We start from the raw sequence: 18,001 nt of genomic DNA on the forward strand, positions 1-18,001 counted from the left end.
CGTCGGCGCGGTGCTGGACCGCTCGCGGCCGGGCTGGAAATCTGCCGCGGTGACCTCAGCCCCGCCCGCCACCCCGTCGGTGCCGCCGGTCGACCGCGCGCTCAAGCGCGAGCGGTTCGGCTGGTACTCCTACGACTGGGCCATGTCGGTCTTCAACACCTCGGTGACCACCGTCTTCCTGGGGCCGTACCTGACGGCGATCGCCGAGGACGCCGCAGGCCCTGACGAGCGGCTGTCGTTCCTCGGCCTGTCCATCGCTGCGGGCAGCTGGTTCTCCTACGTGCTGTCCGCGTCGGTCGTCCTCCAGGTGCTCGTGCTGCCCCTCACCGGCGCCATCGCCGACCGCACCGGCCGGAAGCGGGAGATGCTCGCCGGCTTCGCCGCGCTCGGCGCGCTCGCGACCACCTGCCTGTACTTCGCCGGCGACGGGCGCTGGCTGCTCGCGGCGGCGCTCTTCGTCGTCGCCAACATCAGCTTCGGCGCCGCCACGGTCGTCTACTACTCCTGGCTGCCCGACCTCGCCGGCCCCGACGAGCGCGACATGGTGTCCAGCCGCGGCTGGGCCTTCGGCTACGTCGGCGGAGCGCTGCTGCTGGCCGTGCACCTGGGCCTGGTGCTGAGCGCCGAGTCGCTGGGCCTGACCACGGGCGAGGCGGTGCGGATCTGCCTGGCGACGGCGGGCCTGTGGTGGGGCGCCTTCACCGTCTTCACGGTGTCCCGGCTGCGCAACCGGCCGGTCGCCGCGTCCGCCGTGCGGTCGGGCAGCAGCTTCCGGCAGCTGGCCACGACCTTCCGCGAGATGCGCGCCTTCCCGCTGACGCTGTGGTTCCTCGGCGCCTACCTGCTCTTCAACGACGGCGTCCAGACGGTGATCTCGCTGTCGGCGGTGTACGCCACCGAGGAGCTCGGGCTGGAGCAGTCGGTGCTCACCGGTGCCATCCTCATGGTCCAGGTGGTCGCGATCGCGGGCGCGCTCGGTCTGGGCCGGCTCGCGGGCCGCTACGGGGCCAAGCGGGTCGTCCTCGGCGCCCTGGTCGCGTGGATCGGCGTCATCGGTGCCGCCTTCTTCCTGGAGGAGGGCGCCGCGGCGCAGTTCTACGCGCTCGCCGCGGTGATCGGCCTGGTGCAGGGCGGCACCCAGGCGCTGTCGCGCTCGCTGTTCAGCCAGCTGATCCCCGCGGGCAAGGAGGCCGAGTACTACGGCTTCTACGAGATCAGCGACCGCGGGACGAGCTGGCTGGGGCCGCTGGCGTTCGGCCTGACCTACCAGCTCACCGACTCCTACCGGCTGGCCATCTTCAGCCTGGTGTTCTTCTTCGTGGCCGGCTTCATCGCGCTGGCGGCCCTGCCGATGCGCCGGGCGGTCCTCGCGGCCGGGAACACCCCGCCGGAGAAGCTGTGACCGCCGCCGGGACCGAGGAGACCGTCGCCCTCGTCGAGCGGGGCAGCGGCTCCGCTCCCCTCCCCCAGCACCCGCACCCCGCGGTGGTCCCGGCGTCGGGTGACCGTCGTCGGCACCCGGCGCCGGCGCACCTGCGGTTCTTCCACGGGCCGATGGACTGCGGCAAGTCCACCCTCGCCCTCCAGGTCGACCACAACCAGAGCCGGCAGGGCCGGCACGGCCTGCTGGTGACCCAGGGCGACCGGTCCGCGGCCCCGCAGATCAGCTCGCGGGTGGGCCTGTGCCGGGCGGCCGTCGAGATCTCCACCGACACCGACCTGCGGCTGCTGGTGCGCGACCGCTGGGCCGACGGCCACCGGGTGGACTACCTGATCGTCGACGAGGCGCAGTTCCTCTCCCCCGGGCAGGTCGACCAGCTGGCCGAGCTCGTGGACGAGTCGCACGTCGACGTCTACGCGTTCGGGCTGACCACGGACTTCCGCGCCCGGCTGTTCCCGGGCACGCAGCGGCTGCTCGAGGTCTGCGACGACGTGCAGCGGATCCAGGTCGAGGTGCTGTGCTGGTGCGGGCTGCCCGGGCTGCTCAACGCCCGGGTGGTCGACGGCGTGATGGTGCGCTCGGGAGCGACCGTCGTCGTGGCCGACACCGCTCCCCCGGAGCTGCCCGGAGAGGGCGGCGACACCCCCGCCGTCCGGTACCAGGTGCTGTGCCGGCGGCACCACGTGCGGGGCGAACTGGGCCCCACGGCGGCCGGCCCGGGGCAGCTCGCCCTCCCCTGAGGTCGCCGATGTCACCCCGTCGGGGGGCGGTGACGCTCCGGATCTGACCCCATGCGATGATGAGCAGCCGATTCGGCGGAATCTCTTCGCCTTTTTCGTCGTTTATCTCTCTGACTCCCCGTTCCCTGGGTAAGGCCCCGGGCGAACGGACGTCGAGTCCCTACCGATTCAAGACGAGAGGACGGTGTGCCATGGGTGAGCGTTCCTTGCGCGGCAGCCGACTGGGCAGCGTCAGCTACGAGACCGAGCGCAACACGGCGCCGATCGAGCGGCAGTACGCCGAGTACCGGTGCGCCTCCGGCCACCTGTTCACGGTGCCGTTCGCGGACGACGCCGAGCTCCCCGACACGTGGGAGTGCAAGTTCGACGGTTCCGCGGCCAAGCTCATCGGTGGGACCGAGCCGGCTCCCAAGAAGGTGAAGCCCCCGCGGACCCACTGGGACATGCTGCTCGAGCGTCGCAGCGTCGAGGACCTCGAGGAGGTCCTTGCCGAGCGCCTCGAGGTGCTCCGCGGCCGGCGGACCCGCGCCAGCTAGTCCGAGGTACTGCAGAACGGCCCCGGTGGAAACTCTCCACCGGGGCCGTTCTGCGTCCGCAGGTCAGGGAGCGGGACGACCGCCGGCGTCCCGCAGGACCTCGCCCTCGATGACCAGCGGCTCGCCGCGCTGCGGCGCCGGCCGCTCCCCCACCCCGGGTGTGCGGGTGCTGCGCACGTGCACCGGGCCGCGCAGGCGGTCGGGCAGCCGCGACAGCACGATGCCCCCGAGCGCCCGGCGCACGAGCCCGCGGGTGCCCGGCAGGAGGCAGAGCAGCCCCACGAGGTCGCCGATGAAGCCGGGCAGCACCATGAGCAGGCCGCCGGCGGCGACGAGCCCGGCGTTGCCCAGCTCGGTGCCCGGGTGGGTCCGGCTCCGTGCCCGCTCCCGCAGGTCGGCCAGCGCGCGCGAGCCCTGACGGGTCAGCAGCAGCACGCCCAGCGCACTGGTGGCCAGGGTGGCCAGGATCGTCCACCCCGCTCCGATCCAGGCGGCCACGGCCACGAACACGACCAGCTCCGCCAGGGCGGTCAGCCCCACCACGAGCTTCAGCCGCCGGCGCACCAGATCAGCCACGTCGGTCTCCCCTTCCGGTCCTCGCGCCCGTCGGCGGCCGTCCGCCGCGACCGGTCAGTCGGCCCGACCGGGCATCGGCGGCCGCACCCGGCCGGGCAGCAGGCCCGCGAGCCGGTCCTGGACACCCCAGACGGTCACGCGCACCCACGCCTCTCCAACGATCGAGCCGCTCATCTTGCTCCGGCCGTGCTCCCGTTCGGTGAACGTGATCGGCACCTCCACGACCCGGGCGCCCGCGCGCAGCGCCCGCCAGGCCCAGTCCACCTGGAAGCAGTAGCCGGCGCTGGACACCTCGTCGAAGGGCAGCCGGTCGATCAGCTCGGCCCGTGCGGCCCGGAACCCACCGGTCGCGTCGCGCAGCGGGAGGCGCAGCGCCCACCGGGTGTAGCCGTTCCCCACGCGCGAGAGCAGCAGCCGGTGCACAGGCCAGTCCTCGACCCGGCCGCCGTCGACGTACCGGGAGCCCAGGACCAGGTCGGCGTGCTCCAGGGCGGCCAGCAGGTCGGGCAGCTGCTCGGGCGGGTGCGAGCCGTCGGCGTCCATCTCGACCAGGACGTCGTAGCCCCGCTCCCGGGCCCAGCGGAACCCGGCCACGTAGGCCGCACCGAGCCCGGCCTTCGCGGTCCGGTGCAGCACGTGCACCCGCGGGTCGCGGGCGGCGACGGCGTCGGCGAGCGCGCCGGTGCCGTCGGGCGAGCCGTCGTCGACCACCAGCGCGTGCGCCTCGGGGACGCTGGCGTGCAGCCGGGCGAGGATCCGCTCGACGTTCTCCGCCTCGTTGTAGGTCGGGATGATCACCAGCACCCGGTCGGTCACGCCGTCGTCCTCCGCCGGCGCAGCAGCCCGGAGCGGACGACGACGAGCAAGGCCCCGAGACCCAGGGCCGTGAGCACCCACTCGGGGGCTGCACCCAGGCGCTGGGCCACCGTGACGTCGTCGCGCTGGGCGATCTCCTCGACGAAGGTGTCGGCGGTGAACAGCTCCGACTGCCGCGCCACGCTGCCGTCGGGGGCGACGACGGCGGAGATGCCGCTGGTGGCCACCACGGCGACCGTGCGGCCGAACTCCACCGCACGCAGCCGGCTCATCGCCAGCTGCTGGGCGCTCTCGTCGGTGTAGCCGAAGGTGGCGTTGTTCGTCTGGACGACGATCATGCCCGCGCCGCCGTCGACGACGTCCCGGGTCAGCCCGTCGTAGACGACCTCGAAGCAGATGAGGTCGCCGAGCCGTATGCCGCCGACGTCGAGGACACCCACCTCGGAGCCCTTGGCGAAGTCGCGCCGCACCAGGTCGACCTTCTCGCTGAAGAAGCGGAAGAAGCTGCGGGCGGGCACGTACTCCGCCAGCGGGACGGGGTGCCGCTTGACGTAGGTCTCCCCCGGTCCGGTCTCCGGCTCCCAGACGATCGCCGTGTTGCTGACGAACCGGCCCGGACCCTCGACGACCGCCCCCACGAGGACCGGGGCCCCGATCGCGTCGGCCGCCTGCTGGATCCGGCGGGCCGCGTCGGCGTTGCGGTAGGGGTCGATGTCCGAGCTGTTCTCCGGCCAGAGGACGACGTCGGGCTGCTCCTGCCGGCCGGCGGCGACGTCGTCGGCGAGGGCGAGGGTCTGCTCGACGTGGTTGTCGAGCACCGCACGGCGCTGCGCGTTGAAGTCCAGCCCGGCCCGCGGCACGTTGCCCTGGATCAGCGCGACGGTGGACGTCGGTCCGCCGTCGGTGAGCGAGGAGCCAGGGAGCGGCAGCCAGGCGACGGCGCCGCCGAGCGGCACGGCAACCGCCGCGGCGACGGCGAGGGCCGTGCCGCGCAGCGCGGGACCGCGGTCGACGCCCCGGAGGCGGTGCGCCGCGACGAGCGCCGCCGCGAGGAGCGTGCCGACGAGGGCGACGGCGAAGCTGACCAGCGGGACGCCGCCGTAGGCCGCCAGGGACAGCAGCGGCCCCTCGGTCTGGCTGAACCCCAGCCGGCCCCAGGGGAAGCCGCCGAGGATGAAGCGGCCGCGCAGCGCCTCGTCGGCGACCCAGAGGGCGGCGCCCCACAGCGGCCACAGCGGGAGCCTGGAGGTGGCGGCGAGGGCGGCGCCCAGGAGCGCGATGTGCAGCGCCTCGAACACGGCGAGGGCGAGCCACGGGAAGGGGCCGACGTAGATGCCCGTCCAGGACAGCAGCGGGACGAAGAAGGAGAGGCCGAACACCAGGCCCAGCCACAGGCCGGAGCGGGCCCGCTGCCCCCGGACGGCCAGCGACAGCGCCGCGGGGCCCAGGACGGCGAGCGCGGGCAGGCTGTGACCCGGGAAGGCGAGCACGAGGGCGAGGCCGCCGCAGATCGCCAGCAGCGTGCGCCACGGGAGGCGGGGCGCCCGTCGGCCGGGCAGCTCCCCGGCCGGGGCCGCGGCCTCTCCGGCGCGGGCCGACCGTGGCAACGTGCCCGTTCCCGGCCCGCTCTCGCCTGCAGGCACGCACTGCCTCCCGGATGCTGACGCCCGTCGGGGCGGATCGTCCCCGCACCGCTCGGGCGGGGTCCGGACCGCCGGTGGTGCGCGGTCCCGACCCAGCATCCCATTCCGTGCTCGCAGGCGGACGGGCGTAGGCGAGGCCGCCCGCACGGGTCGCGGATCTCCTGGCGGTCGGCGCCGGCGAATGCGCCACGGGGTCGGCGCGCCTTCGGGCCGGACGGCCGCTCGCGGGCTGCGAGCGGCGCGACCGTTGTCTGATGGCGCGGGTCCGCGTGGGCTCCGCCGGGGTTCCCGCGCTCGGCCTCCCCGGTGCGCCCGCCGCTCCTCCCCGGTCCGGCTCGTCGCGGGCGGCCGCAGCCGCACCGCGTCGACCGGGAGGTCCGACGCGCCCACCGGGAAGCACGGTGCGGTGCTTCCGGTCAGGAACTCCAGGGACTGTAAGAAGCGCACGCCCAGGAATCGAGACCCGGACGACCTGCGAGTCGGAGTGTGATCGGATCGTTACCCTTCGACGTCCCTCCCCAGGCCGGTTCTGTCACCCGAGCGGAACGCCGTCCACCAGCAGCAGGCGGCACTCCGGCCGCCCCCGGTCGGCCAGGACGCGGGACAGCCCGTCCGTCGTCGCCCAGAGCGCCAGGTCCGCCGGCGCCCCCGGGGCCAGCGGCCCGGCCGGGTGCTCGGCGCGGGCGGCGTACCAGCCGGCGTGGGTCGCCGCGTCGAAGGCGTCGAACGGCCGCAGCCCCGAGCCCGGGGTCCGGTGGTCGACGGCGGCATGCACCCCGCCCCACGGATCCAGCGGCGTCACGGGGGCGTCGCTGCCCAGCGCGAGGACGACGCCGGCGTCGGCCAGGTCTGCGAAGGGGTTGCAGGTGAGCGCCCGTTCGACGCCGAGCCGCTCGGCGTACATCCCGGAGTCGCCGCCCCACGCCGCGTCGAAGGCGGGCTGCACGCTGGCGACCACGTCCCAGGCGCGCATCCGCTCCAGCACGCGGTCGGACACCATCTCCAGGTGCTCGAGCCGGTGCCGGCAGGCCCGGACGGCCGCGGCGCCCAGCTCCTCGACGACGACGGCCACCGCGTCGAGGACCTGCTCCACGGCGGCGTCGCCGATGCAGTGGAAACCCGCCTGGACGCCGGCCAGCGTGCACGCGCGCACGTGCTCCACCAGCGAGGCCGAGTCGAACCGGAGGTGGCCCGCGGTCTCGGGTCGGTCGCTGTAGGGGGTGCCGAGCGCTGCGGTGTGCGAGCCGAGGGCGCCGTCGCAGAACAGGTCTCCCCCGGCGCCGGCCAGGCCCAGCTCGCGGACCAGGTCCAGCCCGCCGCGCTCGGAGAGCTCACCCCAGTAACCGAGCACGCGCGGGCCCGGGGTGGCCGCGGCCAGGGCGAGCAGCTCGCGCAGGTCGTCGGCGCTGGACACCTCGGGGCCGGCCATCTCGTGCAGGCTGCCGATGCCGAGCCTTGCCGCGGCGTCCAGGGTGGCCCGCTGGGCGGCCCGGCGCTGGACGCCGTCGACCGCGCCGTAGGCCGCCTGCCGGGCCGCGTGGTGGGCGTCGAGCCGGAGCCGGCCGTCGGGTGAGAACCCGGGCAGGTCCGCGATGCCGGGGATGCGGTCGAGCAGCGCGGTGGAGACCGTCGCCGAGTGCACGTCCACCCGCGCGAGGTAGGCGGGCCGGTCGCCGACCACGGCGTCGAGGTCCTGCCGCGTCAGGCCCCGCTGCTCCGGCCAGCCGGTCTCGTCCCAGCCGGTGCCCAGGAGGATGCCGTTCCCCGACCCCGACCCCGCCACCGCGCTGCGGACGGCGGCGACGGCGTCGGCAGCGCTCATGCTCGAGTGGAGGTCGAGACCCGTGAGCGCGAGGCCGGTCGCCGTCGCGTGCACGTGGGCGTCGACGAAGGCCGGGGTGAGCAGCGCCCCCTCCCCCGCGACGACCCGTCCGGCGGACGGCGCGTCGGCCGCGGCACCCAGCCAGGTGATGCGTCCGCCGTCGACGTGCACGGCCCGGCCGGGACGGTCGCCGACCGTGACGTCGGTGACGAGCAGGCTCATGCGGGCTCCTCCCTGTGCGGCCGTCGGGGTGATCGGCCCGGGTGAGGAGATCACGCTTCCCTCCCCGCCCGGCAGGAGGCATCCTTCGCGCCCATGGGCAGCGTCGTGGTGCAGATGTCGGTGTCGCTGGACGGCTTCATGTCCGGGCCCGACGGCGAGCTCGACTGGCACCTCGTCGACGAGGAGCTGCACCAGCACTTCAACGACGTGCTGCGCGGCGCGGGGGCCTTCCTCGACGGCCGGGTGAACCACGAGCTCATGTCCGCCTACTGGCCGACCGCCGACGAGGACCCGGCGGCCTCCGCGCCCGAGCGGGAGTTCGCCGGCATCTTCCGGGAGACGCCGAAGGTGGTCTTCTCCCGCACGCTGGCCGAGGCACCACCGGGCACCGAGCTGGTCCGCGACGTCGTCCCCGAGGTCGAGCGCGCCCGGGCCGCCGCCGCGACCGGGCCGCTGTACGTCGGCGGAGCCCTGCTGGCGGCCAGCTTCGCCGAGCACGACCTGGTGGACGAGTACCGGGTCTACGTCCACCCCGTGCTGCTCGGCCGCGGACGCCCGCTGTTCCCCGCCGCGGACCGCCGCACCTCGCTGCGGCTGCTGGAGACCCGGAGCTTCGGCAACGGGGTCGCGCTCCTGCGGTACGGCCGGTCGGACATGTTTGTCACCCCTCCGCCGCGGTAGCCCTGAGCGATGGGGAGCGCGGACGAGGTGGTGTGCACCGAGCGGCTGCGGCTGCGCCCGTGGAGCACCTCGCCCGCCGACCTCGCCCGCCTCGAGGACCTCTACGGCCGGGACGAGGTCACCGGCTGGCTGGGTGGCCCGCCCACGGTGTCGATGGCGGAGCTGGTGGCCCGGTGGCACGCCCTGCACGAGGCCGACGGGTGCCACGGCTGCTGGGCGGTGCAGCGACCCGACGGGGTGCCCGCCGGCACGCTGCTGCTCAAGCCGCTCCCCCACGGCGTGGGCGAGGTGGAGATCGGCTGGCACCTGCACCCCGACTCGTGGGGGCAGGGCTACGCCACCGAGGCCGCCCGGGCGGTCATCGACCGGGCGTTCGGGCTCGGGCTGCCCGAGGTCTACGCCGTCGTCCGCCCGGGGAACGACCGCTCGCTCGCGGTGTGCCGGCGGCTCGGGATGGCCCCGCTCGGCCGCATGCGCCACTGGTACGACGTGGAGCTCGAGGCCTTCCGGCTGATGGCGCCGGCCGTCGTGGAGTGACCGGTCAGCGGCGGCGCAGCCGGCCGGTGAGCTTCTCCAGCGGCGACTTCTTCGGCGCCCGGACCTCCTTGCCGGCGGCCCGGACGGCGTCGGCGGTCGCCGCCTCGTCCAGGGTGGGCGCGGTGCCGCCGAGGTGCGCGGGCACCCACCAGCGGTCCTCGTCGCCGGCCGGCTGGTCGGGGTAGGTGCGCTGCGCCTCGTCGAGGAGCGCCTCCATCGCCACCTTCGTGCGCGCCATGAGGGTCGCGACGGACTCCCCCGGCTCCGCCACGATCGGTTCGCCGAGGGCGACGGTCACCGGGACGCCGCGGCGCAGCTCCACCTTGTGGCCCTTGGTCGCCACCCGGTGCCCGCCCCACACGGCTGCAGGGATGATCGGGACGCCCGAGTCGACGGCCATGCGGGCGGCGCCGGCCTTGAGGGCCTTGACGGTGAAGCTGGTGCTGATCGTCGCCTCGGGGAAGACGCCGACGACCTCGCCGTCCTTGAGCGCGCGGACCGCGGCCTCGAACGCGGCGGAGCCGGCCTTCCGGTCGACCGGGATGTGCCGCATCGCGCGCATGAAGGGCCCGGAGAACCCGTGGTCGAACACCGCCTTCTTCGCCATGAAGCGCACCAGCCGGCGCTGCGGCAGCGCACCGAGGCCCAGGAACGTGAAGTCGAAGAAGCTGACGTGGTTGCTGCAGATGATCGCGCCACCGGTGGCCGGCACGTGCTCCGCGCCGCGCACGTCGAACCGGAAGCGGAACAGGCGGAACACGACGAGGGCGATCCGGATGATCGACCGGTACGGCCTGTCCCTCGGGTCCGGGGAGGCCCCGAAGAGTCTCGGACGGACCACGTCGCGCCAGCTCGCCGTGTACATGCGCGGAATCTAGCCGGTGGCCTCGGCGGTCGCCCGATCGGTGTCGGTGCCGCTGGTCGCCGCGACGGCCGCGCGGACGACGGCGGTGAGGTCCCCGGTCTCGCGGTGCACCCGGCGCTGGAGGTCCGCTCCCGTGCCTCGCGTCAGCAGCGCGCGGACCCCGTCGTCGACGGTCCGTTCGTCGCCGGCGTCCGCCAGGGCCGGGCGGATGTGGTCGACCAGGTCGCCCAGGACGTCGGCGGCGGGCGCGGGCCGGCCGGTGAGCGGGTGCACCAGGTCGCCGGACAGCCCCGAGCGGCCTGCGCGCCAGGCGGCCAGCCGCAGCACCTCGGGCCGCATCACGGGCTCCGCTCCCCCGGCGCGGGCGTCGCGGGCGGCGGTCTCCACCAGGCCCCGCACGACGCCGGCCAGCGTGACGGCGTCCTCGACGCGCAGGGCGACGTCGGCGGTGCGGACCTCCACCGTCGGCCACTTCGCGGAGAGCCGGGCGTCGAAGTAGACCATCCCGGTGTCCAGGACCGTCTCCGTCGCCAGCACCTCGTCGACGAGCCGGTGGTAGTCGTCGGCGTCGGCGAAGGGGCCGTTGGGGCCGGCCGACGGCCAGCGCTGCCAGACCTGGGACCGGAAGCTCGAGTACGCGGTGTCCCGGCCGCGCCAGAACGGCGAGTTGGCGGTCATGGCGGTGAGGACGGGCAGCCACACGCGGATCCGGTTCAGGACCGCCACGCCCTCCTCGTCGTCGTCCACCGAGACGTGCACGTGGCAGCCGCAGGTCAGCACGTCCCAGGCCGTCACGCCGAAGGCCTCGTTGAGCCGGGCGTACCGCTCCCCCTCGGTCTGCACCGGCTCGACGTCCACCGGCGAGGTGGCGAGCGCCGCGACCCGGGCGCCCACGGCGGCCGCCGCGGCGTCGGCGCGGTCGCGCCAGTGGCGCAGCTCGCGGCGGACCTCGTCCAGGGTGGTGCAGACGGGGGTGCCGAGCTCCAGCTGCTGCGCCTTGAGCTCGGGCATGAGGTGTGCGGTCGCGGCGGTGTCCGCGTCGCCGTGCTCCACGCGGTCGTGCTGCTCGACGTCCTCGCCCTCACCGGCCCGCGCCGCGACGGCGAGCGCCTCCGGACCCTTGGGCACCGGTACGCCGGTCGCGTCGACGACCAGCAGCTCTTCCTCGACGCCCACGGTTCGCACCGGTCCATGATCCGCGAGTGCTGGACCCGGACGCAGGCCCGGACGGGCCGGCTCACCCCGACGAGCACTGTGCGCCGGGATGTCCCCCTTGCCGCAGCGGCGCCCGGAGGGCGCCGTGACCCCTGTCTCGGCAGGTGACGACAACGAGGATGCGCGATGTTGTTGGGGATAACGGTAGTATTCGTGCATGTCCCGTGCGTGGCAGCAGCCGCTGCCCGACATGCCGGCCCCTCCTCCGCCGACGGCGTGGGCTCGGATCGCGGTGCCTCGCGGCTACGAGCCCCAGTGGCGCCGGCTGATCGACGCCGCCCTGGAGCTGGACCTCGGCCCCGACGACCTGGCGGCCCAGGGGCTGGACCCGCTCGCTCGCGCCCGGGAGTGGAAGCCCGCCACCATCGCCCTGTACAGCAAGGTCGCGCGTTACGGCGGCCTCGCCCTGCCGATCGCCCCCACCCCGGAGCCCGATCCCCAGGAGCTGGACCTCCGTCCGCTCACCCAGGTGCGCGGCGACGACCCGGAGCACCTGCGGTCGGTCGCCTGGTGCGCCCTGGCGCTCGGATGGCCGGCGCCGGTCGGGATGTTCCGCTCGCTGCGGCGCGACCAGGTGCGGGCGACCACCCGGCGGCTGCTGATCTCCACCGACGACGGCGAGTGGGCGGTCCCCGGGGCGCTGACGGCGTGGCACGCCTGGGAGGCCGCGCGCGACCGGTTCCCGGCACTGGCCGCGAGCCCGTGGGTGCTGCCCGCGTTGCGCCGTGGTCCGGGTCTGGACTCCCGCATCGGCGGCCGGCTCTCCACCCAGGCCCTCCAGACCACCTTCACCAAGCACGCCCGGAACACCATCCGCTCGCTCCGGGCGAGCGCCGCCCCGTCCCGCCGCGAGGCGGTCGAGGAGCTGGCGGCGGTCTACCGCGACCTGTCCTACGACTCCTACCGGCGGCTGGCCCTCGCGGCCGGCGCTCCCCCGGTGTCGGCCCGCGGGATCGTGCGGGCCACCCGTGTCGTGCACCGGTCGAGCGCCCGGGCGGCCCGGCTCGCGGGCTGACCCCCGCCGGTCACAGCAGGGTCAGCTGCTCGGCAGCCGCCTCGTCCGCGGGCGCCTCCTCCACCGAGGTCGTCCAGGGCGGTCGCACGCTGGGCAGACCGCCGGTGGGCAGGCTCCCCTCGGGGAAGCCGACCTCCTCGTCGCCCGGCACGCCCGTCGCGAGGGGACCGTCGACCTGCCGAGCGGCGCCGCCGGACTGCCGGTCCAACCCGTGGCGGGCGAGCAGCGGTGCCACCCGTGCCGCCAGCCAGGAGCGGTACTCGGCGGAGACGTAGGCGCGACGGGCGTACATCCGCTCGTAGCGCGGGACCAGTTCCGGATGCGCCGTCCCGAGCCAGGTCATGAACCACTCGCGGGCGCCGGGGCGCAGGTGCAGCGGGATGACGGTGAGGCCGGTGGCCCCGGCGGCGGCGACCGCCCCGATGGCGGCGTCCAGGCTCTCCTCGTCATCGGTGAGTCCGGGCAGCACCGGCGCGAGGAAGACGCCGCAAGGCAGGCCGGCGTCGGTGAGCGCGCGCACGAGGCCCAGCCGGGCGCGCGGCGAGGGCACACCGGGCTCGAGCGCCTGGTGCAGCCCGTCGTCCCAGATGGCCATGGAGACGCCGAGGCCGAGCGGCACCTGCCGCGCCGCCTCGACCAGCGACGGGAGGTCGCGGCGGAGCAGGGTGCCCTTGGTGAGGATGGAGAACGGGGTGCCGGAGTCCGCCAGCGCCCGGATGACGCCGGGCATCAGCTCGTAGCGCCCCTCGGCCCGCTGGTAGGGGTCGGTGTTCGTGCCGAGCGCGACGTGCTCCCGCTTCCAGGACGGCCGGGCGAGCTCCTTGCGCAGCACGTCGACCAGGTTCGTCTTCACCACGACCTGGGTGTCGAAGTCCTGCCCGGAGTCGAACTCGAGCCACTCGTGCGTCTTGCGAGCGAAGCAGTTATGGCTGATGACACCGTTCGCCACGAAGTCGCCCGTACCGGTCGTGATGTCGTACATCGGCACGTCAAGCCCTAATGCATCGATCGACAGAACACGAAGATCGGCGCCGCTCTTGACTGCAGCGCCTTCAACCATGCACTTCCGGCGAATTGCTGGATCAACAAGATGAACGAAGCGCATGTGCTCCGCCAGACCGCCTCTTACTCGGATGTCGCAGAGTCCGTTCGACCTGCGCCGGGGCTCCAACGCGGTGTCGAAGCCGAATCGTCTGAGGGCAGACTCGGTCCTGGCCAGAATCTCGGGATCCGTGTTGGTGATCCGGAGGATGTGTCGCGAACGCGTGCCTTCCGCATCGAAGATCCCAGCCAGGAAGCCACGCTGCCATGCGATCGATGTTTCGTGCGGCCATTCAGTCATCTCTCGGATGCGTTGCACGGCGGTAGCCGTCTGGATTCGGATCGCCGACATCGCCTGTCGGACGTCCGTAGCCTTAGCGAACTCGAAGCGTGTGGTGGGAATACCCTCACGCGCGAGATAGTCCGCAGTGCGATCTAGCCCTTCAGCGTCAACGAGAGCCAGCCGAAACTGGTGAACCGTTCCGACGCCGCCACCGAGCCTGTTGTACTGGTAGGTCTTGAGGAGTGCGTCTCCTCGAACCATGCCCGTCAGATAGCCCCGCCGATAGTCCGCGGTCACCTCGAGCGTCGTGACCGTGCGGCCGAACCCCAGCAGGTTGTCGTTCGTGGTCAGATACGGGCGCTGACCCGGGCCGCCCATTGCCCCAATGACATGCTTCCACCCTCGGCCAGTGAGAAAACGGTGATCCGCACTCGCGACGATCTCCGTCCCATCAGCGAGATTCACCTGGTATGCGGGCTTCACCGTCGACCAGTGATCGAGCACTTCCGTCGTGACGTAGTAGCGATATTGGCCACGCTTTGCTGTGCCGACGATGTGGTCGCCCACCCGAAGCTTGGCGATCGGCCGCTGGCTTCCATCGGCCATGAGAACCTGGGTGTCACCCGACACGCAGTAGGTACAGGCATGGCTGCAGCCCCGGTACGGATTGATCGTGTACGGGAACGGCATCGAGGAATCGCCGGGCACCGCGTTGAGCGCGCTGCGCGACCGCACCTCGTGGAAGGTCAGTCCGGGGAACTCCGGCACCTGCACGCTGCGCAGCAGCCCGCGGATGCTGGGCATGCCCGGCAGCGCCGAGGTGTCCTCGAGGTCCAGCCGTTGGGCGTCCCACCGCATGGCACCGATCCGAACACATGTTCGAGACGATGTCCAGCCCGGTCAGATGGGCGGGCGCGCCTCGAAGGACGTGGAGAGGACGACGGTGGTCCGCGTCGTCACACGCGCAGCCGCCCGGATGTCCTTGAGCAGGGCCTCGAGCGCGTCGGGCGAGGCCACCCGCACCTTGAGGATGTAGCTCTCCAGCCCGGCCACCGCGTGGCACTCCTCGATGGCGTCGAGGTGGGCCAGCAGGGCCGGTGCGTCGTCGGTTTGCGCGTCGCTCGGCGTGATCGACACGAACGCAGTGAGCGGGAGCCCGAGCTGCCGGGCGTCCAGGGTGGCCCGGTAGCCGGTGATCAGCCCCCGCTGCTCGAGCCGGCGCACCCGCTGGTGCACCGCGGAGACCGACAGCCCCACCTTCTCGGCCAGCTCGGTGTAGCTCGCCCGCCCGTCCCGGGCGAGTGCCGCCAGCAGCGCCCGGTCGACGTCGCCGGCCCCGGCCTCAGCCGGGGAGTTCGACGAGCTCACGGGGACCGTTGTTGAGGACGCGGACGCCGTCGTCGGTGCAGACCACGATGTCCTCGATGCGGGCGCCGACCCGGCCCGGCAGGTAGATGCCCGGCTCGACGGAGAAGGCCATGCCCGACTCGAGCGGCAGGTCGTTCCCCGCCACGATGTAGGGCGCCTCGTGGGTGTCCAGGCCGATGCCGTGACCGGTGCGGTGGATGAAGTACTCGCCCCAGCCGGCGTCGTCGATGACCTGCCGCGCGGCGGCGTCGATCTGCTCGCAGGTGGCACCGGGCCGCACCGCGGCGGTGCCGGCCAGCTGGGCTGCGTGCAGGACCTCGTACCACTCGGCGACCTCGGCCGGGGCGCTCCCGCCGACGACGTAGGTGCGCGTGCAGTCGGAGCGGTAGCCGGTCGGCGTCTCCCCGCCGATGTCCACGACGACGACGTCGCCGGCCTCCACCGTGCGGCCGGAGAGCTCGTGGTGCGGGCTGGCGCCGTTGGGGCCGGAGCCGACGATCGTGAAGTCCACCCCGACGTGCCCCTCGGCGAGGATCGCGGCGGCGATGTCGGCGCCGACCTCGGCCTCGGTGCGCCCGACGCGCAGCCACTCCCCCATGCGCGCGTGCACCCGGTCGATGGCCGCACCGGCCAGCGCCAGCTCCTCGACCTCGGCGGGGGTCTTGACCATGCGGAGGCGGTCGATGACGGGGCTCGCCACCTCGAGCGTGGAGCCGGGCAGCGCCCGCTGCACACCGAGGGCGTGCTCGGCCCAGGTGCGCGACCCCACCCCCACGCGGGACGGCGCCGAGCCCAGGCGGGCGGTCGCGGCCGAGGCCAGCACGGCGAAGGCGTCGTCGGTCTCGTCCCAGGCGAGCAGCTCCAGGCCGAGGGCCCCGGCCGGGCTCGCGTCGACCATCGGCGCCTCGAGCCGGGGCACCACGAGGAACGGCTCACCGGTGCGCGGCACCGCCAGGGCGGTCAGCCGCTCCATGGCGTGCGCGTCGTACCCGCAGAGGTAGCGCAGGTCGGCGCCGGGCGTGAGGACGAGGAGGTCGACACCGGTCTCCTCGGCGATCGCCTGCGCGGCGTGCACGCGCTCGACGGTGACCAGCGGGGAGGCCGACGCGCTCGGGTTCGTCACAGCGGCAGACTAGCCAGGGACCCCGGCTTCACCCGCACGAGTTCCCGGGCGGCTACCGTCCGCCGTCGTGACGACGATGCTCCTGGACGCGGCCAGTCTCTACTTCCGGGCCTTCTACGGCGTGCCCACGAGCGTCACCACGCCCGACGGGCGGCCGATCAACGCCGTCCGCGGGTTCCTCGACATGTCCGCCCGGCTGATCAGCACCCACGGCCCCGACCGCTTCGTCGCCTGCTGGGACGACGACTGGCGCCCGGCGTTCCGGGTGGAGGCGCTGCCCTCCTACAAGGCGCACCGCGTCGCGCCGGAGGGTGGCGAGGAGACGCCCGACGAGCTGGGCCCGCAGGTGCCGATCCTGGTCGAGGTCCTCGCCGCAGCGGGGATCGCCCGGGTCGGGGCGCCCGGCTACGAAGCCGACGACGTGATCGGCACGCTGGCCACCCGCGCCCGCGGACCGGTCGACGTCGTCACCGGGGACCGGGACCTCTTCCAGCTGGTCGACGACGCGCGCGGCGTGCGGATCCTCTACACCGCCCGCGGCATCTCCGACCTCGACTACGTGGACGAGGCCGCCGTCACCGAGAAGTACGGGATCCCGGGGAGGTCCTACGCCGACTTCGCCGTCCTCCGCGGCGACCCCAGCGACGGGCTGCCCGGGGTGGCCGGGGTGGGCGCGAAGACCGCGGCCGCGCTGATCAACGAGTTCGGCGACCTGGCCGGCATCCGGGCGGCGGTGGCACGCACCGCCGTCGCCAAGCCGCCGCTCACGGCCGCGGTGCTGAAGAAGCTGCACGCCGCGTCCGACTACCTCGATGCCGCGCCCGTCGTGGTGGCGGTGGCGTGCGACATCGACATGCCGGCGGTGGAGGGCACGCTCCCCCGGTCCCCCGCCGACCCGGACGCGCTCGCCGCCCTGGCCGAGCAGCACGGGCTGCAGTCCTCGATCAGCCGCCTGGGCTCGGCGCTGGGATGGGCGGCGTGACCGGCGCGGGGACGACGCCCCAGGTGTAGGAGCCGTCGAGCCCCTCGGAGTCGTCGATCTGGATCCACACGCTGACCGGCTCGCCGTCGGCCGTGACGCCGTGGCAGGTGTAGCCCTCCCCGGACGTGACCGGCATGTCCGCCGGGCAGTCCAGTTCCAGCGCCACGCCTCGCTGCTCCTCGTACTCGGCGGCGATGTCCCGCTCGACGACGGCGGGATCGAGCGGGTCTGGCCCCACGAACCGCGCGAGGAGGACGGGCGCGAGGGCAAGGGCGAGCACGACCCCGAAGAGAGCCCAGAGGCGCCCCATGCGGGGCGGACGGGGCACGGTGGTCACTACTCCGCCCATGTGTAGCGCGCCTCCTCCGCATCGGTGATCTCGATCTGGAGGGTGACCTCCTCGTCGTCCGCGGTGACGCCCGAGCACTCGTAGGTGGCGCCTTCCTCGACGGTCATCTCCTCGGTGCAGTCGAGCTCGACGGCCACGCCCTCGCGCTGCTCGAACTGCTCGGCGACGTCGCGCTCCACCGCGCTGCGGGACAGCACGGTGGCGCCGGTGGTCGTCGCCAGCACCGCGATGCCGGCCACGAGGACGACGGCGAGCAGGAGCAGCCCGACGAGCAGCCCGCGCCGCTTCTTCGGGGCGGGCTGGGGCGGCCCGTACGGCGTCCCGTAGCCGGGAGCGCCGTAGCCGGGGACCCCGTACCCGGGCACGCCGTGCTGCGGCGGGCCCTGCGGAGGCATGCCGTACCCGGGCACCCCGTACGGCAGCGGCGAGGGCTGGCCGAACGGCGGCCCGCCGTAGGGCTGCGTCTGGCCGTGCGGCGGCTGCTGCTGCCCGTGGGGCGGCTGCCAGGGCTGGGGCTGGCCGGGTTGGGGCTGCCACTGCTGGGGCTGTCCGGGCTGCGGCTGGCCGACCCACGGCTGCTGCGGTGCGCCGGGCGGCGGGCCCCAGGGCTGGTGCGGGCGCTCGACCTCGGGACGCTCGCCCCGCGGCTCGTCGTCGTGCGGGGGGTTGGTCATGATCGCTCCCGGAGTCGAGGACTCGCCCGGCAGCGACCGGGGCGCGGTGGATTCTGCCCCACCCGGACGCTG

General features: G+C 74.1%; 18 protein-coding genes. 7 read left to right on the forward strand and 11 right to left on the reverse strand.

Features of this window, described 5'->3' with window-relative positions:
- Window positions 1–49 precede the first annotated feature (49 nt).
- The 3 genes from DQ244_RS11670 (at window position 50) to DQ244_RS11680 (ending at window position 2,717) form a co-directional block, all read left to right on the forward strand.
- A complete protein-coding gene (locus tag DQ244_RS11670; RefSeq protein WP_113811661.1) occupies window positions 50–1,402 on the forward strand; it encodes an MFS transporter in 1,353 nt (450 codons plus the stop codon).
- On the forward strand, window positions 1,399–2,181 hold the full coding sequence (locus DQ244_RS11675; RefSeq protein WP_233491341.1) for a thymidine kinase: 783 nt from the start codon (window positions 1,399–1,401) through the stop codon (window positions 2,179–2,181). Before DQ244_RS11670 ends, DQ244_RS11675 begins: the two co-directional genes overlap by 4 nt.
- Window positions 2,182–2,372: 191 nt before the next feature.
- Window positions 2,373–2,717, forward strand: coding sequence for an RNA polymerase-binding protein RbpA (locus DQ244_RS11680; protein ID WP_104523881.1), 345 nt, complete (start codon window positions 2,373–2,375; stop codon window positions 2,715–2,717).
- Window positions 2,718–2,780: 63 nt separating this feature from the next.
- Here the strand turns inward: DQ244_RS11680 and DQ244_RS11685 are convergent, their stop codons facing one another.
- The 4 genes from DQ244_RS11685 to DQ244_RS11700 all read right to left on the reverse strand — a co-directional run bounded on the left by DQ244_RS11685 (window position 2,781) and on the right by DQ244_RS11700 (window position 7,796).
- Window positions 2,781–3,293, reverse strand: a complete 513-nt coding sequence (locus tag DQ244_RS11685; RefSeq protein ID WP_113811662.1) for an FxsA family protein — start codon at window positions 3,291–3,293, stop codon at window positions 2,781–2,783.
- Window positions 3,294–3,347: 54 nt separating this feature from the next.
- On the reverse strand, window positions 3,348–4,109 hold the full coding sequence (locus tag DQ244_RS11690; protein WP_199580366.1) for a polyprenol monophosphomannose synthase: 762 nt from the start codon (window positions 4,107–4,109) through the stop codon (window positions 3,348–3,350).
- A complete protein-coding gene (gene lnt / locus DQ244_RS11695) occupies window positions 4,106–5,752 on the reverse strand; it encodes an apolipoprotein N-acyltransferase (RefSeq protein WP_233491342.1) in 1,647 nt (548 codons plus the stop codon). Before lnt ends, DQ244_RS11690 begins: the two co-directional genes overlap by 4 nt.
- 532 nt (window positions 5,753–6,284) lie before the next feature.
- A complete protein-coding gene (locus DQ244_RS11700) occupies window positions 6,285–7,796 on the reverse strand; it encodes an amidohydrolase (RefSeq protein WP_113811665.1) in 1,512 nt (503 codons plus the stop codon).
- A gap of 93 nt (window positions 7,797–7,889) precedes the next feature.
- On the opposite strand from DQ244_RS11700, the gene DQ244_RS11705 reads away from it, so the two are divergent.
- Together DQ244_RS11705 and DQ244_RS11710 are read left to right on the forward strand one after the other, a co-directional pair.
- Window positions 7,890–8,477, forward strand: a complete 588-nt coding sequence (locus DQ244_RS11705; protein ID WP_113811666.1) for a dihydrofolate reductase family protein — start codon at window positions 7,890–7,892, stop codon at window positions 8,475–8,477.
- Window positions 8,478–8,486: 9 nt separating this feature from the next.
- Entirely contained in the window at window positions 8,487–9,014 is a 528-nt protein-coding gene (locus DQ244_RS11710; RefSeq protein ID WP_113811667.1) for a GNAT family N-acetyltransferase, read from the forward strand.
- Window positions 9,015–9,018: 4 nt separating this feature from the next.
- On the opposite strand, the gene DQ244_RS11715 is transcribed toward DQ244_RS11710, so the two are convergent.
- Window positions 9,019–9,774, reverse strand: a complete 756-nt coding sequence (locus DQ244_RS11715; protein ID WP_233491343.1) for a 1-acyl-sn-glycerol-3-phosphate acyltransferase — start codon at window positions 9,772–9,774, stop codon at window positions 9,019–9,021.
- 114 nt (window positions 9,775–9,888) lie between these two features.
- Window positions 9,889–11,064, reverse strand: coding sequence for a glutamate--cysteine ligase (locus DQ244_RS11720; protein WP_113811669.1), 1,176 nt, complete (start codon window positions 11,062–11,064; stop codon window positions 9,889–9,891).
- Between the two features lie 187 nt (window positions 11,065–11,251).
- On the opposite strand from DQ244_RS11720, the gene DQ244_RS11725 reads away from it, so the two are divergent.
- Window positions 11,252–12,109 carry a hypothetical protein gene (locus DQ244_RS11725; protein ID WP_113811670.1) on the forward strand — a complete coding sequence of 286 codons (858 nt, stop codon included), beginning with the start codon at window positions 11,252–11,254 and terminating at the stop codon, window positions 12,107–12,109.
- 10 nt (window positions 12,110–12,119) lie between these two features.
- On the opposite strand, the gene DQ244_RS11730 is transcribed toward DQ244_RS11725, so the two are convergent.
- The 3 genes from DQ244_RS11730 to DQ244_RS11740 are packed head-to-tail and all read right to left on the reverse strand — an operon-like array spanning window position 12,120 to window position 15,924.
- Window positions 12,120–14,291, reverse strand: coding sequence for an intein-containing Rv2578c family radical SAM protein (locus tag DQ244_RS11730; protein WP_113811671.1), 2,172 nt, complete (start codon window positions 14,289–14,291; stop codon window positions 12,120–12,122).
- A gap of 42 nt (window positions 14,292–14,333) precedes the next feature.
- Window positions 14,334–14,801 (reverse strand): Lrp/AsnC family transcriptional regulator, encoded by a 468-nt coding sequence (locus DQ244_RS11735; RefSeq protein WP_113811672.1) that lies wholly within the window; start codon window positions 14,799–14,801, stop codon window positions 14,334–14,336.
- Complete coding sequence (locus DQ244_RS11740; protein WP_233491344.1) at window positions 14,776–15,924, reverse strand: Xaa-Pro peptidase family protein; 1,149 nt, start codon at window positions 15,922–15,924, stop codon at window positions 14,776–14,778. The genes DQ244_RS11735 and DQ244_RS11740 overlap by 26 nt, the downstream gene beginning before the upstream one ends.
- 76 nt (window positions 15,925–16,000) lie before the next feature.
- Between DQ244_RS11740 and DQ244_RS11745 the strand changes: the two genes are divergently transcribed.
- On the forward strand, window positions 16,001–16,906 hold the full coding sequence (locus DQ244_RS11745; RefSeq protein ID WP_113812013.1) for a 5'-3' exonuclease: 906 nt from the start codon (window positions 16,001–16,003) through the stop codon (window positions 16,904–16,906).
- On the opposite strand, the gene DQ244_RS11750 is transcribed toward DQ244_RS11745, so the two are convergent.
- Window positions 16,869–17,243 (reverse strand): DUF4333 domain-containing protein, encoded by a 375-nt coding sequence (locus tag DQ244_RS11750; RefSeq protein ID WP_158544537.1) that lies wholly within the window; start codon window positions 17,241–17,243, stop codon window positions 16,869–16,871. The two genes, DQ244_RS11745 and DQ244_RS11750, sit on opposite strands and share 38 nt — an antisense overlap.
- A complete protein-coding gene (locus DQ244_RS11755; RefSeq protein WP_113811674.1) occupies window positions 17,243–17,929 on the reverse strand; it encodes a DUF4333 domain-containing protein in 687 nt (228 codons plus the stop codon). Before DQ244_RS11755 ends, DQ244_RS11750 begins: the two co-directional genes overlap by 1 nt.
- Window positions 17,930–18,001 lie beyond the last annotated feature (72 nt).

Source organism: Blastococcus sp. TBT05-19, from assembly GCF_003319095.1.
In the GTDB taxonomy this organism is placed as follows: Bacteria; Actinomycetota; Actinomycetes; order Mycobacteriales; family Geodermatophilaceae; genus Blastococcus.